The 16335-nt window shown below is 73.5% G+C and carries 16 protein-coding genes; all 16 read right to left on the reverse strand.

The features are described from left to right. Positions 1 to 2 precede the first annotated feature (2 nt). The 16 genes from DAA34_RS10265 to DAA34_RS10340 all read right to left on the reverse strand — a co-directional run bounded on the left by DAA34_RS10265 (position 3) and on the right by DAA34_RS10340 (position 16333). Positions 3 to 941: an RluA family pseudouridine synthase gene (locus DAA34_RS10265; protein WP_106819057.1), complete on the reverse strand. Its 939-nt coding sequence runs from the start codon at positions 939 to 941 to the stop codon at positions 3 to 5. Beyond that, positions 934 to 1515, reverse strand: coding sequence for a signal peptidase II (gene lspA, locus DAA34_RS10270; protein ID WP_106819059.1), 582 nt, complete (start codon positions 1513 to 1515; stop codon positions 934 to 936). Before lspA ends, DAA34_RS10265 begins: the two co-directional genes overlap by 8 nt. After that, positions 1488 to 2414, reverse strand: coding sequence for a TraR/DksA family transcriptional regulator (locus DAA34_RS10275; protein WP_325027633.1), 927 nt, complete (start codon positions 2412 to 2414; stop codon positions 1488 to 1490). The genes lspA and DAA34_RS10275 overlap by 28 nt, the downstream gene beginning before the upstream one ends. 67 nt (positions 2415 to 2481) lie before the next feature. After that, on the reverse strand, positions 2482 to 3687 hold the full coding sequence (locus DAA34_RS12315) for a DivIVA domain-containing protein (RefSeq protein WP_199847451.1): 1206 nt from the start codon (positions 3685 to 3687) through the stop codon (positions 2482 to 2484). 127 nt (positions 3688 to 3814) lie between these two features. Further along, positions 3815 to 4087, reverse strand: a complete 273-nt coding sequence (locus DAA34_RS10285; RefSeq protein WP_106819063.1) for a YggT family protein — start codon at positions 4085 to 4087, stop codon at positions 3815 to 3817. Positions 4088 to 4114: 27 nt separating this feature from the next. After that, the gene (locus DAA34_RS10290) at positions 4115 to 4621 is read right to left on the reverse strand and encodes a cell division protein SepF (RefSeq protein ID WP_106819066.1); all 507 of its coding nucleotides are present in this window, start codon (positions 4619 to 4621) and stop codon (positions 4115 to 4117) included. A 76-nt stretch (positions 4622 to 4697) separates the two neighbouring features. Next, complete coding sequence (locus DAA34_RS10295) at positions 4698 to 5399, reverse strand: YggS family pyridoxal phosphate-dependent enzyme (protein WP_106819068.1); 702 nt, start codon at positions 5397 to 5399, stop codon at positions 4698 to 4700. Beyond that, on the reverse strand, positions 5396 to 6115 hold the full coding sequence (pgeF, locus tag DAA34_RS10300) for a peptidoglycan editing factor PgeF (protein ID WP_106819070.1): 720 nt from the start codon (positions 6113 to 6115) through the stop codon (positions 5396 to 5398). Before pgeF ends, DAA34_RS10295 begins: the two co-directional genes overlap by 4 nt. Before the next feature lie 19 nt (positions 6116 to 6134). Beyond that, a complete protein-coding gene (gene ftsZ / locus DAA34_RS10305; RefSeq protein ID WP_106819072.1) occupies positions 6135 to 7391 on the reverse strand; it encodes a cell division protein FtsZ in 1257 nt (418 codons plus the stop codon). 193 nt (positions 7392 to 7584) lie between these two features. After that, positions 7585 to 8361, reverse strand: coding sequence for a cell division protein FtsQ/DivIB (locus DAA34_RS10310; RefSeq protein ID WP_106819074.1), 777 nt, complete (start codon positions 8359 to 8361; stop codon positions 7585 to 7587). Continuing rightward, positions 8358 to 9836 (reverse strand): UDP-N-acetylmuramate--L-alanine ligase, encoded by a 1479-nt coding sequence (murC, locus tag DAA34_RS10315; RefSeq protein ID WP_234354210.1) that lies wholly within the window; start codon positions 9834 to 9836, stop codon positions 8358 to 8360. The genes DAA34_RS10310 and murC overlap by 4 nt, the downstream gene beginning before the upstream one ends. A gap of 43 nt (positions 9837 to 9879) precedes the next feature. Further along, a complete protein-coding gene (gene murG / locus DAA34_RS10320) occupies positions 9880 to 10992 on the reverse strand; it encodes an undecaprenyldiphospho-muramoylpentapeptide beta-N-acetylglucosaminyltransferase (protein ID WP_106819076.1) in 1113 nt (370 codons plus the stop codon). Positions 10993 to 10996: 4 nt separating this feature from the next. Continuing rightward, complete coding sequence (gene ftsW, locus DAA34_RS10325; protein WP_234354211.1) at positions 10997 to 12313, reverse strand: putative lipid II flippase FtsW; 1317 nt, start codon at positions 12311 to 12313, stop codon at positions 10997 to 10999. Continuing rightward, positions 12310 to 13815, reverse strand: coding sequence for a UDP-N-acetylmuramoyl-L-alanine--D-glutamate ligase (murD, locus tag DAA34_RS10330; protein WP_234354212.1), 1506 nt, complete (start codon positions 13813 to 13815; stop codon positions 12310 to 12312). Before murD ends, ftsW begins: the two co-directional genes overlap by 4 nt. After that, positions 13812 to 14891: a phospho-N-acetylmuramoyl-pentapeptide-transferase gene (mraY, locus tag DAA34_RS10335; RefSeq protein ID WP_106819080.1), complete on the reverse strand. Its 1080-nt coding sequence runs from the start codon at positions 14889 to 14891 to the stop codon at positions 13812 to 13814. Before mraY ends, murD begins: the two co-directional genes overlap by 4 nt. Beyond that, positions 14885 to 16333: a UDP-N-acetylmuramoyl-tripeptide--D-alanyl-D-alanine ligase gene (locus tag DAA34_RS10340; RefSeq protein WP_325027848.1), complete on the reverse strand. Its 1449-nt coding sequence runs from the start codon at positions 16331 to 16333 to the stop codon at positions 14885 to 14887. The genes mraY and DAA34_RS10340 overlap by 7 nt, the downstream gene beginning before the upstream one ends. Positions 16334 to 16335 lie beyond the last annotated feature (2 nt).

The following is a 16335-nucleotide window of genomic DNA, read 5'->3' on the forward strand; positions in this document are numbered from 1 at the left end:
TCCTACGGCGACCCCTCCGACAACCGGTCGATCGCCGTCTGGAGGTCCTCGGGGTACGTGCTCTCGAACTCGACGTACCGTCCCGTCCCCGGGTGGACGAAGCCCAGACCCATCGCGTGGAGCCACTGGCGCTCGAGGCCGAGGCGGGCGCCGAGCGTCGGGTCCGCCCCGTACAGCGGGTCGCCGACGCAGGGGTGACGCAGAGCCGCCATGTGGACGCGGATCTGGTGGGTGCGTCCGGTCTCGAGGTGGACCTCGAGCAGACTAGCGTGGCGGTAGGCCTCGAGCAGCTCGTAGTGGGTCACGGCGTGCTTGCCGGAGTCCATGACGGCGAACTTGTAGTCGTGCCCCGGGTGGCGGCCGATGGGCGCGTCGACGGTCCCGACGTGCGGGTCGGGCAGTCCCTGGACGAGCGCGTGGTACGTCTTGTCGACCGTCCGCTCCTTGAAGGCCCGCTTGAGGACGCTGTAGGCGAGCTCGCTCTTGCACACGACCATGAGGCCCGATGTGCCGACGTCGAGCCGGGAGACGATCCCCTGGCGCTCGCTCGCGCCGCTCGTGCTGATCCGGTAGCCGGCCGCGGCGAGCCCGCCGAGCACCGTCGGACCGGTCCAGCCGACGCTCGGGTGGGCGGCGACCCCGACGGGCTTGTCGACGACGACGATGTCGTCGTCGTCGTGGACGATCCGCATGCCGGGGACCGGTTCGGCGACGACCTCGAGGGTCGGGCTCGTCGGCGCGCTCGGCAGCTCGACCTCGAGCATCGCCCCGGCCACCGCCCGGGCGGACTTGCCGACGACAGCGCCGTCGAGACTCACGCGGCCGTCGGCGGCCAGGGTCGCGGCCTGCGTGCGGGACAGCCCGAAGACCCGCGCGAGGGTCGCGTCGATCCGCTCGCCGTCGAGGCCGTCCGGGACGAGAACGGTGCGGTGGTCACCCATGCCGATCCCCCGTCGCGGTGGTCTCGTCGGCGGCCTGCCAGCGCCAGGCGACGTACGCACCGGCGAGGACGATCGCGATGTCCGCGAGGTTGCCGACGAAGAGGCCGCCGTAGTCGAGGAAGTCGACGACGTGCCCGCGCCCGGGGCCGGGCGCCCGGAACAGGCGGTCGAGGAGATTGCCGAGCGCGCCCCCCAGGACCGCGCCGAGCCCGACCGCCAGGGAGCGGTCCGTCGTCCTGCGCAGGACGACGACGAGCGCGACGGTGATCGCGGCCGCGATCAGGGTCATGAGAAGCGTCGATCCGGCCCCGAGGCTGAAGGCCGCCCCGGGGTTGCGGATGAGCCGGAGCATGACGAGATCCCCCAGGAGCGGGCGCGCCCGCTCGTCGAGCGCGGTGAGCGCCCACGCCTTCGACCCCTGGTCGAGAACGAGGACGAGCAGCGCGCAGGCGAGGGCGGCGCCGAGGGGGGACCGGGCGCTGGAAGGACGAGACGCGCTGCGGTCGGTGCCGGGGGTCGCGGCAGAGCTCGCCGGGCGGTCGGTGGTCAGTGGCGTTCCTGCTTCGTCTTGCATGGCACGCACAGGGTCGCACGCGGGTTGGCCTGCAGCCGCATCTTGCCCACGGCACCGCCGCACGCCTCGCACCGACCGTACGTCCCGGCCTCGATGCTCTCCAGCGCCCGGGTCGCCTGGTCGTGGAGGGCCCGCGCGTTGTTGGCGAGCGAGATCTCCTGCTCGCGCTCGAAGGTCTTCGCGCCGGCGTCGGCCTGGTCGTCTCCCGCGCCGTCCCCGGTGTCGCTCATGAGGACGAGGATGTCGCGGTCGTGGTCACGGATCTCCGTCTCGAGCCGGTCGAGCTCGGCCACGAGCTGGGTCTTGACCTCGGCGAGCTCGGTCCTGGTCCACGGGTCCTCCCCCTCGCGCACCAGGAGAGACGTGGCCGTCGTCTTCGACGGCTTCGCCACCGACGCCCTCGCCGTCTTCTTGGCGGTGGTCGACTTCTTGGTGGTCGACTTCTTCGCAGTGGCCGGCTTCTTAGCGGCCGACTTCTTCGCGGTGGTCGGCTTCTTGGCGGCCGACTTCTTCGCGGTGGTCGGCTTCTTGGCGGTCGGCTTCTTGGCGGCCGACTTCTTCGCGGCCGACTTCTTCGCGGTGGTCGGCTTCTTCGCCGCCGGCTTCTCGGCGGCTGACTTCTTCGCGGTCGTCTTCTTCGTCGCCGACTTCTTCTCGCTCGACGCCTTCGCCACCGCAGTCTCCTCCTGGTTCGCGTCCGTCGGCTCCGCTGTCCGACGCGATCGGACGAGCGAGGCCGCGGCCCCCACGAGTGACGACACGGACGTCCGCCTGATGGCCATCGGTGCCGCCTCTCCTCTGATCCCGCGTACCGCGGGCGTTGGGGCCCGAGGATAGGGCACGAGGCGGAGGTCGGGGCGCCTGACGTCCGGCGAGTCCGGCATCGGCGCGGCCAGCATGACGAGAGGGGCCGATCCGTGGTCGGATCGGCCCCTCTCAGGACGGCGGCGCCGGGCCGCGACGACGTCAGCCGTTCTGGCGGCTGTCCTCGGGTGCGGCGTCGAGAACCCGCAGCTGACCCGTGATGAACTCCTTGAGACGGCCGCGGTAGTCCTGCTCGAAGCTGCGCAGGTCGTCGATCTTCGACTGCAGACCGTCCCGCTCGCGGGTCATCTCCCCGACGATGCGCTGCTTCTGCGTCTCGGCGTCCTTCACGAGCGTCTGCGAGGTGCGCTGAGCCTCCGACACGAGCTGGTCCCGCTTGGTCGTGCCCTCGGTGACGAGCTGGTCCCGCTTGGTCGTGCCCTCGGCGACGAGCTGGTCGCGGTTGGTCGTGCCCTCGGCGATGAGCTGGTCGCGCTTCGAGGTCGCCTCGGAGAGCATCTGGGAGCTCTGGGTCTTCGCCTCGGCGATGAGCTGGTCGTGCCGGGCCTGGCCCTCGGCGACGTGCTCGTCGTGCAGGCGCTGCGCAAGGGCGATGAGGCTGTTCGCCTCTCCGCTGGGGGCCGGCGCGGCTGCGGGCGCGGCGAGGGCGGCGGGCTGCTCGGGCTGCGACTCCCGAGCGCGGCGGGCCTCGACCTCGGCGGCCTCCGCGTCCTGCTTCGCCTTGGCGATCCGCGCCTGCGACTCCTGCTCGGCCTCCTGCGCACGGGCCTGGACGACGCGCATGCGCTCCTGGGCCGCACGCTCGGCCTCCTCCGCACGGCGGTTGATCTCGGCGATCCGGGCCTGGGCGTCGCGATCGGCCCCGGCGACGGCGCCCTGGGCCTGCGAGCGGGCCTGCTCCCCCTCCTCGGTCGAACGGAGCCGCGCCTCGAGCTCCTTCACCCGGGCCTCGGCCGCCTCAGCGCGGCTCTCGGCGGCGTCCGCGCGGCGGACCGCGTCATCGATGGTCCGCTGACCGTCGGCGAGTCGCTTCTCGGCCTCGGCCCGGCCGGCGCGCTCCTTGTCGAGCACACCGCGGAGGTCGTCGAACTTGGCCTGCAGGTCGGTGTGCGACTGGCGGAGGGCGTCGAGCTCGCGGGTGTCGGCGACGGCGGCTGCGGCGGGAACGGCACTGGCGGCCCCACCCCGTCCGACGCCCGATCGGAGCTCGTCGCTCTCCTTCATCATCCGACGCATCTCGGCGACGATCTCGTCGAGGAAGTCGTCGACCTCGCGCTCGTCGTACCCGCGACGGAACTGGGTCTGGGTGAAGGTCTTGTTGAGGACATCCTCGGGCGTCAGCGCCATGTCGTCTCCTCGAGGCTCAGGTGGGACGGCCCGTCGAGGTGGGGTCCCGAGATTGGTGATGCAGGTGTGGTTCGTACAAACATTAGGTCATCCGGGCAGCCGGGGGACGGTCGGGCCGCGAGAAGGGTCACAGACCGACGAGGAACCACAGCACGAACGTCAGGAGCAAGAAGCTCAGGTCGAGCTGGACGGAACCGATCCGCAGGGGCGGGATGACCTTGCGCAGGGCGCGCAGCGGCGGATCGGTCGCCGTGTAGACGCCCTCGGCCAGGACGAGGACGACGCCGCGAGGGCGCCAGTCGCGCGCGAACACCTGGATCCACTCGAGCACGAGCCGGATCAGGAGCAGCACGAGGTAGAGGTACAGGACGAGACGGACGACCGCCCACACCTCAGCCACGACGGACCCCGGGACCGTGATCCGCGGTCAGCTCTGGTTAAAGATCGTGCGGTCGGCCCGGACGGCGCCCGGCTCCTCGGCGGCGACCTCGATGTGGGCCGGCGAGAGCAGGAACACCTTGCTCGTCACCCGCTCGATCGACCCGTGGAGACCGAAGACGAGCCCGGCGGCGAAGTCGACGAGACGCTTGGCGTCGGCGTCGTCCATGTCCGTGAGGTTCATGATGACCGGGGTGTTGTCGCGGAACGACTCGCCGATCGTCTTCGCCTCGTTGTACGTGCGCGGGTGGATCGTCGTGATGCGGTTGAGCCCGCCGACCTCGACGTCGCGCACGACCGCGCTCACCGGCGTGCGCCGCAGCTGGGTCACCTCGGCGGTGTGGCCATGGTCGTCGTCCTCGTGGCGGTACGCCCCGTGGCCGCGGTCGTCCGCCTCGGCGTGGGTGTCGTACTCGTCGTCGTAGTAGTCCTCGCGGTCGCGCTCGTCCTCGGCGAAGCCGAGCCAGACCATCGTGTTGCGCAGTGCTCCGGCCATCGTCCTGACTCCTTGGGCCATGTCGTCTCGGTGCGGTCTCCGTCTCGGCCGCACCGCCACCCGTGCGCGAGCGACGTTACGCGTGAGGCGGACGGGAACCGAGGATTGCGCTGCCGACACGCAGGTGTGTCGCACCGGCGTCGATCGCGGCCTCGAGGTCGCCGCTCATGCCCGCGGAGATCCACGACGCTCCGGGGTGGTCCCGGCGGACCCGCTCGGCCAGGGCGTGGAGGCGCTCGAAGGCCGGACGGGGATCGACCCCCAGGGGGGCGACGGCCATGAGACCGCGCAGCTCGAGCGAGGATCCGGCGACCGTCTCGCACAGCGCGGGGACGTCGGTCGGTGCCGCGCCGCCGCGCCCGGCCGCGGCGTCCTCGTCGAGGTTCACCTGCACGAGGCCGGCCAGCCGACGGCCGGCACGGTGCGCGCCGCGCTCGAGCGCCGGGACGAGCTTGGGACGGTCGATCGAGTGGACGACGTCCGCGTACGAGGCGACGGACCCGGCCTTGTTCGACTGGAGCTGGCCGATGAAGTGGACGGTGAGATCGGCCGGCCGGTCCCGCGGGTCGAGCTTCTCGGCCGCCTCCTGGTCGCGGTTCTCCCCCACGTCCCGCACCCCGAGCTCGTGGAGCACGTCGACGTCGGTGCGGGGGAAGAACTTCGTCACGACGACGAGGGTGACCTCCGCCGGGTCCCGGCCGGCTGCGGCGCACGCGGCGTCGATCCGGCCCCGGACGGCGTCCAGCCCGGCACGCAGCTCCTCGCGGCGCCCGGTCATGCCGAGCGCCGCACGATCACGCCCGCGGTCCGACCGGTCCGCCCGTCGCGGCGGTAGGAGAAGAGGTCGTCGTCCTCCCGGGTGCATCCCGGCACCCAGCGGACGGGGACATCGAGATCGGCGAGCTGCTCGACGACGCCCGCGGCGACGTCGATCGCCGGGGTGCCCGCCCACGTCACGGCGCGCGAGGCCGGGCTGCGCTCTGCGGCGACGTCTCGCATCTGCGCCGGGACCTCGTAGCAGCGCCCGCACACGGACGGCCCGACGACCGCGTGGATGCGCCGCGCCCCGAGCTCGCGCATGGCCTCGACCGTGGCGGGGACGACGCCGGCCACCATCCCCGGCCGCCCGGCGTGGGCCGCGCCGACGACTCCCGCCTCGGCGTCGGCCAGGAGGACGGGCGTGCAGTCCGCGACGAGAACCATGAGCGCCAGATCCGCCACGTCGGTGACGAGCGCGTCGGCGGTCGGCGCGACCGCGGGCTTCTCGCGCACGTGCGCGACCTCCGCACCGTGCACCTGGTCCAGCCCGACGAGCCGATCGCCGGCGACGCCGACCGCCTCGGCCAGCCGCGCGCGGTTCTCGGCCACCGCCGCAGGGTCGTCCTCCACGTGCCCCCCGAGGTTGAACGAGTCCCACGGCGCACGCGAGACGCCGCCCCGACGATCGGTGAAGACCATCGTCAGAGCGGCGTCGTCCTCGCGCCAGCGGATCATGCGACCTCGTGCGGGTCGATCACTTGAGGAAGTCGGGGACGTCGAGGTCGTCCTCGCGCCCCGTCTCGACCTGACGCGGGGGGACGGGGACGTCCGGGCGCGGGGCGCGGACGACCACCGGCGGCTGCACCGGTTGGCTCGGCTCGTTCGACGCCGTCTGCGCCTGCTGCGCCGTGGCCTCGTCGTCGACCGACGTCGGGCGCTGCTGCGGCGCGGGCTGCGCGGCCGGCGCCGGCTGCGGCTGCGCCGGGGTGGTGGGGACCTGGTGCCCGGGCTGCGGCCGGCCCTGGATGCTGCCCAGGGCGCGGTCGTCCTTGCGCTGCTGCGGCGAGCCACCGTCGAACCCGGCGGCGATGACGGTGACGCGCACCTCGTCGCCGAGCGCGTCGTCGATGACCGCGCCGAAGATGATGTTCGCCTCGGGGTGCGCGGCCTCCTGGACCAGGCGGGCCGCCTCGTTGATCTCGAACAGCCCGAGGTCCGAGCCGCCCTGGACCGACAGCAGGACGCCGTGGGCCCCGTCGATGCTCGCCTCGAGCAGGGGCGAGGAGATGGCGAGCTCGGCGGCCTGGATCGCCCGGTCCTCGCCGCGCGCGGACCCGATGCCCATGAGCGCCGACCCGGCGCCCTGCATGACGGACTTGACGTCCGCGAAGTCGAGGTTGATCAGGCCCGGCGTGGTGATGAGGTCGGTGATCCCCTGGACGCCGGAGAGGAGGACCTGGTCGGCGCTGTGGAAGGCGTCGATCATGCTGACGTTCCGGTCGCTGATCGACAGGAGCCGGTCGTTCGGGATGACGATGAGGGTGTCGACCTCGTCCCGCAGGGCGGCGATCCCGCTCTCGGCCTGGTTGGCCCGCCGGCGTCCCTCGAAGGTGAACGGGCGCGTGACGACGCCGATGGTCAGGGCACCCAGGCTCTTGGCGATCTTCGCGACGACCGGCGCGCCACCCGTGCCCGTGCCGCCGCCCTCGCCGGCGGTGACGAAGACCATGTCGGCCCCCTTGAGGACCTCCTCGATCTCCTCGGCGTGGTCCTCGGCCGCCTTGCGCCCGACCTCCGGGTCGGCCCCTGCGCCGAGGCCCCGGGTGAGCTCGCGGCCGACGTCGAGCTTGACGTCCGCGTCGCTCATGAGGAGCGCCTGGGCGTCGGTGTTCACCGCGATGAACTCGACGCCCTTGAGACCCACGTCGATCATCCGGTTGATGGCGTTGACACCGCCCCCGCCGATGCCGACGACCTTGATGACGGCCAGGTAGTTCTGCGGTGCTGCCACGAGGGGGCCTTTCGGTGGTGGGTCCTGCGGGCGCTCCCGGTCCGAACTCTCAACCTCAGGTTCAGGGTTACGGTTTGGTCACGCCCGGTGTGGTGCCGACGTTAGGCAGCCGCCCGCCGACCTGCAACGACCTCGTGCGCGTGTCGCGCCTCGACCTCGACCAGAGCGTGAGTCCCAGGCGCGTGGCCCGACCTCAGCGCGTCACCGGCGTCCGGGGCGCGCTGACGTCGATGACCTTCGGGCGGCCCCGGAGAAGGGTGCGCACCACGTCGCTCTTGAGCGCCGCGTCGTCGCCGGTCCCCCAGATCACCGTCGTCGGCCCGACGGTGAAGGACACCTGGTCCGCCGTGCCGAGGGTGATCTCCCCGACCCGGGCGGTGATGGACGGCGGCAGGGACTCGATGACCGACAGCGCTGCCTTCACGCTCCGTGCGGAGAGCTCGTCGGACCTGCGGTCGGCCGCCACCGTCGGAAGGCCCTTCGGCGCCCGCCGCTCCGTCCGCACCACGGCGCCCGAGCCGTCGACGAGGTCGACCGCTGCCTTCCCGGCGACGACGCGCCGGACGGCGAGGACCGGCTCCCGGGGCGTGACGACGACGCGCAGGCCGTGGGGCCACGCGCGGGAGACCTCGGCACGGGCCACCGTCGGCTCCGCCTCGAGCGCGTCGACGAGGTCCGACCGGTCGACGAGCGCCATCGGGCGGCCGATCTGGTCGTCGACGACGGCACGCACCTGCGGCACGTCCCGCTGCTGCGCCCCGAGGACCTCGACCCGCTCGACCCGGAGGAACGGAGAGGCGAGCAGGAGCCACGCCACGCCGAGCAGCACGAGGACCGCGGTCAGCCCGCCGCCGATCTGCAGTCGGCGGCGGCGGCGCACCGCGTCGGCACGCTCCTCGAACCGCTCGCGGGTGGAGCGGGCCGCGGCCAGCCGCTCCCTCGTCGCCCGGCTCGCGGTCCCCCGGCTCACGGGCGCGCGTCCTCGAGGGCGGTGAGGATCAGCGGGCCGAGGCGGGTGACGTCCCCGGCGCCGACCGTCATGAGCAGGTCACCGGCCCCGAGACGCCCGGCCGCCCGCTGCGCGGCGGCCCACGCCGGAACCTCCTCGTCCTCGAGGACGTGGACCGAGCGCCCCCCGTCCCGCAGGGGCGCCGCGATCAGCTCCGGGCCGACGCCCTCGACCGGCTCCTCCCGCGCGCCGTACACCGGCAGGAGGACGACCTCGTCGGCGGGGGCGAGCGCGTCGGCGAACCCCGGCGCGAAGTCGCGCGTGCGGGAGAAGAGGTGGGGCTGGAAGACGACGACGAGCCGGTGGTCGGGCCCGACGATGTCCTTCGCGGTGCGCACGACGGCCTCGACCTTGCCGACGTTGTGCGCGTAGTCGTCGACGACGGCGATCCCGTCGACGACGCCGCGGCGCTCGAAGCGTCGTCGGGTGCCACCGAACTCCGCCAGGCCGCGCAGCACCCCGTCGCCGTCCGCCCCGACCCCGAGGACGGCAGCGGCCCAGGCAGCCGCGGCGTTGCGGACGTTGTGCTCCCCCGGGACGGTGAGGACGAGCTCGTGGGTCTGCTCGACACCGTCCGCGCGCACGACGAGCACCGCGCGGCTCCCCTTCGGCCCGAGGTCGATGTCCGCGATGTGCACGTCCGCCTCGGGGGCGGTCCCGTAGGTGATGACACGGGCCCCGGCGCCGGGGCCCTCCCCGGAGCGGACGGCCCGGGCCAGGGCCGCCGACCCCGCGTCGTCGGCGCAGGCGACGAGCATCCCGCCGGGGCGGATCGTGCGGACGAAGTCCCGGTAGGCGGCCTCGACGTGCGCGAGGTCCCCGTAGAAGTCGAGGTGGTCGGGCTGGACGTTGGTCACGACGGCGACCTCGGGGCGGTAGCAGAGGAACGACCCGTCCGACTCGTCGGCCTCGACGACGAACGCCTCGCCATCGCGCAGACGCGCGTTCGTGCCCTCGGCCCGCAGCTCGCCGCCGAGCGCGAACGACGGCTCGGCCCCCGCGGCGGTGAGCGCGACGGTCAGCAGCGAGGAGGTCGTCGTCTTCCCGTTGGCGCCGGCGACGGCCAGGACCCGTCGACCGGCGGTGCACGCGGCGAGCGCCTGGGCCCGGTGGAGCACGGGGATGCCGCGGTCGCGGGCGGCGACGACCTCGACGTTCGTCTCCGGGATGGCCGAGGAGATGACGAGGGCGCGGGCGCCGTCGACGTGCGCCGGATCGTGCCCCACGTGGACCTCGGCGCCCCGCTCGGCGAGGTCCGCGAGGGCCGGGGAGTCCTTGGCGTCGGACCCGCTCACGGCGACGCCGCGCTCGAGCAGCGGGCGCGCGCCCGCCGACACCCCGGCCCCGCCGATGGCGACGAGATGGACCCGGCCGGGGGCGTCGGGGTCGGCCACGTCCGCCGGGACGGAGGCGATGAAGTCGAAGCGGGGGTTCACGCCGAGCACGGTCGCTCCTGGGGTGCGGGGAGGGGCGGCACGGTCAGCGCACGGCCGCGCGGACGAGATCGGCGAGGCGGGCATCGCCGTGCCGCTCCCCCATCGCCGCGGCACGCCGCGCCATGTCGGTCGTCGCCTCCCGGTCCAGGAGCAGGGGCACCACCGCGCTGCGCACCCAGTCGGGGGTCACGAGCGCGTCCTCGACGAGCCGGCCGCCGCCCGCGGCGACGACGTCCGCTGCGTTGAGCCGCTGCTCCCCGTTGCCGATGGGCAGCGGGACGTAGATCGCGGGCAGGCCGACCGCCGTGAGCTCGCACACCGTGTTCGCGCCCGCCCGGCCGACGACGAGGTCGGCGGCGGCGTAGGCGAGGTCCATCCGGTCGGTGTAGGCCCGCACGACGTAACGGGCGGCTCCGGGCGTGTCCTCCGGCGGGACGACCTCCTTGCCGGCGCCGGTGAGGTGCAGGACCTGGATCCCCGCGGCCGTGAGGTCGGCGGCGGCACCGGCGAACGCCTCGTTGAGCCGCTGCGCGCCGAGCGATCCGCCCGTGACGAGGAGGGTCGGGCGGTCCGGCTCGAGACCGAAGTGCTCGATCGCCTCCGGTCGGCGGGCGGGACGGTCGAGGTCGGCGATCTCCCGGCGCAACGGCATTCCGACGCGCGTGCCGCCGCGCAGATCGGTCGAGGCGAAGGTGACGCCCACGTGCCGGGTGAGCCGGGCACCGAGCCGGTTGGCGATCCCGGCCCGGGCGTTCTGCTCGTGGACGACGATCGGGGTCCGGGTCCGGCGCGCGGCGAGGTAGGCGGGGGTCGCGACGTAGCCGCCGAAGCCGACGACGACCTCTGCGTCGTTCTCGCGGATCGCCCGGGTCGCGACGTTGACCGCGACCGCGAGGAGCTGCGGGAAGCGCGCGGCGACCACCGACGGGCGGCGCGGCATGGGGACCTTCGGCACGACGACGAGCTCGAGGCCGCGCTCGGGGACGAGCCGGGACTCCAGGCCCTCGGCCGTCCCCAGGACCCGGATCCGGATGTCGGGGCGCTGCTCGCGCAGGTGCTCGGCGAGGGCGAGCAGCGGGGAGACGTGGCCGGCCGTGCCCCCACCGGCGAGGAGGACGGAGCCGGGCAGGCCGGACGGGTGGGGCGCAGCGGCCATCGGGTCAGCGCCTCCTCTTCTTCGGGTCGCGGTTCTTCGACGGGGTGGGCAGGGATGCCGTACGACGGCGAGGGACGGGGACGACGGCGAGGGTGCGCCGCAGCATGCCCCGGCGGACGGCGAGCGCCTCGGCGCAGCCCGGCTCCGCCCGCGCGAAGGACAGGAGGATCCCGGCGGCCAGCATCGTCGTCACGAGGGCGGAACCACCGGACGAGACGAGGGGCAGCGGGACGCCGATGACGGGCAGCAGGCCGATGACCGCCCCGATGTTGACGATGGCCTGCACCGTCACCCACGCAAGGATGCCCGCGGTCGCGATGCGGACGAACTGGTCCTGCGTCCGGCTGACGATCCGGTAGGAGACGAGCGCGAACGCGGCGAACAGCCCCAGGACGAGGAGCGAGCCGAAGAGGCCGAGCTCCTCGCCGATGATCGCGAAGATGAAGTCGTTGTGCGGCTCGGACAACCAGCCCCACTTCTCGCGGCTCTGGCCGAGGCCCACGCCCCACCAGCCGCCGTCGGCCAGCGCGTAGCGACCGTGCAGGGGCTGGCGGCAGGCGCCGAAGGGGTCGCAGCTGCTCGGGTCGAGCCACACGCGGATGCGGGTCATCCGGTTCTCGCTCGTCACCGTCACGAGCGTGATGAGGACCGCGGCGAGCGCGCCCCCGGCGGCGAAGTAGCGACCCGGGACGCCCGCGGCGAAGAGGACCGCGGCGACGATGGCGCACAGGACGAGCGCCGTCCCGAGGTCGTGGCCGAGCATGACGCCGAGCAGGACGCCCGCGGCACCGGGGATGACGAAGGGCACGAGGGCGTCCGTGAGGTTCCCGGCCCGGGATCGCCGACGGGTGAGCATCGTCGCGCCGTAGAGGACCAGCGCGATCTTCCCCAGCTCGCTCGGCTGCGCCATGACGACGCCGAGGTCGAGCCAGTTGCGGTTGCCGTTGACCTCGGCGCCGAACGGGGTGAAGAGGACGAGGGCCTGCAGGAGGATCGTCGCCAGGAGCGCCGGTGGCGCGACCCGCCGCCAGAAGGCCGGCGTGCGGCGGCAGGCCCACGCGATGACGACGGTGCCGAGGGCGGCGAACAGGAGCTGCTTGAGGAAGGTGCCGAACGACGATCCGGACTCCTTGGCCGCGACGACCATGGACGCGGACAGGACCATGACGAGCCCGATCCCGACGAGGAGGGAGACCACGGCGACGACGAGGTAGTAGGACGTCGTCGGCGCGTCCATCCGGGAGGCGACCCGGCCGGCGGGGGCGTCGAGGGTAGCCGAGGGACGGTCACGACGGATGCCGCTGGCGGTCGCGCTGCTCACCGGTCCTCCTCGCTCGTGCCGTCACCTGCCCCGGATGCTCGCGCCACGGCCGCGACGAACGCGTCGCCGCGGGCGCCGTAGTCGCGGAACATGTCCATCGACGCCGCGGCCGGGGCCAGGAGCACCACGTCACCCGGACGCGCGGCACCGATCGCGGCGTCGACCGCGAGGTCCATGCCAGCAGTGTCGGTGGCATCGATGTCGATGACCGGGACATCGGGCGCGTGTCGGGAAAGTGCCGCGGCGATCTGCGCCCGGTCGGCGCCGATGAGGACGGCCGCGCGCAGCCGGGCGCCGTGGGCCTCGACGAGGGGATCGACGTCCGCGCCCTTGAGCAGACCGCCGGCGATCCACACGACGCTCTCGTGCGCCGCGAGGGAGGCGGCGGCCGCGTGCGGGTTCGTCGCCTTCGAGTCGTCGACGAAGGTGACGCCGTCGACCGTGGCGACGAGCGCGGCGCGGTGCGGCTCGGGCCGGAACGCACGCAGGCCGTCCCGGACGGCCGAGGCGGGCACGCCGTGGGCGCGAGCGAGGGCGGCGGCGGTGAGGGCGTCGGCCAGCAGGTGGGGCGCGACGGCCGAGGGGTCGGTGCCCGGCGGCGCGAGGTCGGCGAGCGTCCCCAGCTCCGCGGCGCTCGTGCGGCGATCCTCCACGAACGCGCGGTCGGCGAGGACGTCCTCGACGACACCGACCATCGACAACCCCGGCACGCCGCGGGTGACACCGATAGCGCGGCACCCCTCGACGACCTCGGCCTGCTCGACCATCGCCATCGTCTCGGGCTCGTCGACCGCGTACACGCACGCGACTTCGGTGTTCTCGTAGATCTTCGCCTTCGCGTCCCGGTACGCCTCGAACGAGCCGTGCCAGTCGACGTGGTCCGGGGCGATGTTCAGGCAGGCCGAGGCCCGCGGGCGGAGGCTGTGGCTCCAGTGCAGCTGGAAGGACGAGAGCTCGACGGCGATGACGTCGTAGGGCTCGGGGTCGAGGACGGCGTCGAGGATCGGCGTGCCGACGTTCCCCGCGCTTGTCGCCCGCAGACCGGCCGCCCGGAGGATCGAGGCGAGCATCTGGACCGTCGTCGTCTTGCCGTTCGTCCCCGTGAGCGTGAGCCACGGGGCGGCGCCGGTCTCCGGTCGCATGCGCCACGCGAGCTCGACCTCGCCCCACACCGGAACCCCCGCCTCCGCGGCGGCGGCCAGCAGGGGCTGGTCGGGACGCCAGCCGGGCGAGGTGACGACGAGGTCGAGGTCGTCGGGCAGGGCCGTCGTCGCACCGGGCCCGAAGTCGAGGCGGGCACCGAGGACCCCGAGGATCTCGACGAGCTCGTGCCCGCGGGACCCCGGGGCGGGCTCCTTCGCGTCGACGACGCGCACGTCCGCATCGACCTGGAGCAGCGCGTCGGCGGCCGCCTGGCCGCTGACGCCGAAGCCGGCGACGAGGACCCGCAGACCCGCCCACGGCCCGTCGCGGTGCGTGAGGTCGGTGGTGCGTGTCCTCACCCGCCGACGACCCACTCGGCGTAGAAGAGCCCGAGACCGAGGGCGACGAAGAGGCCGGCGATGATCCAGAACCGGATGACGATCGTCACCTCCTGCCAGCCGAGGAGCTCGAAGTGGTGCTGCAGCGGCGCCATCCGGAAGACCCGCTTGCCCGTCGACTTGAACGAGGCGACCTGGATGATCACCGACATCGTGATGATGACGAAGAGCCCGCCGAGGACGACGATGAGCAGCTCGGTGCGGGACACGATCGCCAGGCCGGCGAGGGCGCCGCCGAGGGCCAGCGAGCCGGTGTCACCCATGAAGATCTTCGCCGGGGAGGCGTTCCACCACAGGAAGCCGAAGCAGGCCCCCATGCCGCACGCCGCGACGACGGCGAGGTCGTGGGCGTCTCGGACGTCGTAGCAGCGGGCGTCGACGGTCAGGGCGCAGTTCTGGTTGAACGTCCAGATCCCGATGAGGACGTAGGCGGCGAAGACCATCGTCGAGGCGCCCGTGGCGAGCCCGTCGAGCCCGTCGGTGAGGTTCACCCCGTTGGAGGTCCCGGCGATCATGAGGTTGGCCCACAGCACGAAGAGCACCAGGCCGACGAAGCCACCGGCCGCGGCGAGGTCGAACCCGGTGTCCCGGACGAAGGAGATCGCCGTGGATGCCGGGGTGATGCCCCGCTCGTCGGGGAAGCGCAGCGCGAGGACGGAGAAGATCACCGCGACGAGGATCTGGCCGGCGAGCTTCTGCTTGCTGTTGAGCCCGAGGCTGCGCTGCTTGGAGATCTTGATGTAGTCGTCGAGTAACCCGACGATGCCCAGGCCGGTCATGAGGAAGAGGACGAGCAGGCCGCTCGGGGTCACCGGGCTCCACACCGCCAGGTGGGCGAGGGCGTAGGCGAGCAGCGAGGCGCCGATGATGACGAGACCGCCCATCGTCGGGGTCCCACGCTTCGTGTGGTGGCTCGTCGGGCCGTCGTCGCGGATGAACTGGCCGTACCCCCGCTTGACGAGGAGCCGGATGAGCATCGGCGTCCCCAGCAGCGCGAGGATGAGCGAGAACGTCGCTGCGAACAGCACGACTAGCACGAGGGAGCCTCCGTGGGGGCGGTGTCGGTCCGGCCGGTCACCCGGTCTCCGAGGAACCGTAGCCCGGCGTCCCTGCTCGACTTGAGCAGGACGACGTCTCCCGGGCGCGTGTCGCGGCGGATGAGCTCCTCGGCGGCGTCGACGTCCGGGACCCAGGTCGTCTCCGTCCCTCCCCCGGCCGCGCCGTCGGCGACCGGGCGGGCGGTCTCGCCGACGGCGACGACCCGGTGGACCCCGAGGTCGCGGGCGAGCGCGCCGGTGCGGGCGTGCTCGGCGTCCGACTCGTCACCCAGCTCGAGCATCGCCCCCAGGACCGCCCACGTGCGGCGGCCGGCGCTCATCGCGACGAGCGCCTCGAGGGCGGCGGCCGCGGAGTCCGGGTTGGCGTTGTACGCGTCGTTCACGACGGTGACCCCGCCCGGCGTCGTCGACACCTCCATGCGCCAGCGGCTCTCCGGCACCGCGTCACGCAGACGGGCGGCGGCCTCCGCGAGGTCCACCCCGCAGGCGCGGGCGACCGCCAGGACGGTGAGGGCGTTGGCCACGTGGTGGACGCCGTGGAGCGGGAGGACCACGGGGACCTGCTCGGTCCCGGCGACGACGGTGAACGAGGGGCGGGCGGCGTCGTCGAGCCGGACGTCGATCGCGCGCAGGTCCGCGTCCGCCGCCCGCCCGACGAGGACGACCTCGGCCGGGGTGAGCGCGCTCATGGCCCGCACCGCGTCGTCGTCGGCGGTGAGGACCGCCACGCCGCCGTCGGCCGCGCTCGGCAGCGCGGCGACGATCTCGCTCTTGGCACGGGCGATGTTCGCGCGGGAGCCGAACTCGCCGACGTGGGCGGTGCCGACGTTGAGCACGGCGGCGATGCGCGGCGGGGCGATCCGGGTGAGGTACTCGATGTGACCGATCCCCCGGGCGCCCATCTCGACGACGAGGAACCGGGTGGCCCCCGTGACCCGGCAGACGGTCAACGGCACGCCGACCTCGGAGTTGAGCGAGCCGACCGGCGCGACGGTCTCGCCCGAGCCGCGCAGCACGTGTGCCAGGAGGTCCTTCGTGCTCGTCTTCCCCGAAGAGCCGGTGATGCCGACGACCACGAGCGCCTCGCTCCCGCGCTCCGGCGCCGCGAGGGTGTCGACGACGTGCCTCGAGAGCGCGACGAAGGCCTCCTGGACGTCGTCGACGACGAGGCACACCGCGCCCTTGACCGGCCGGGTGGTCAGCGACGCCACGGCACCCGCGTCCCGCGCCGCGGGGACGAACCGGTGACCGTCGGTGGTCTCGCCGACGCGGGCGACGTACAGCGCGCCGGGGGTCACCTCGCGCGAGTCGGTGACGACGGGGGCGTCGACGACGAGCTCGCCCTCCTCGGGACGAGCGTCGCCGCCATCGGGTCCGACGATCCGCGCGCCGACGACCTCGGCGATCTCGGTGAGGGTCATGG

Source organism: Janibacter massiliensis, from assembly GCF_900289115.1.
GTDB classification, from domain to species: Bacteria; Actinomycetota; Actinomycetes; order Actinomycetales; family Dermatophilaceae; genus Janibacter_A; species Janibacter_A massiliensis.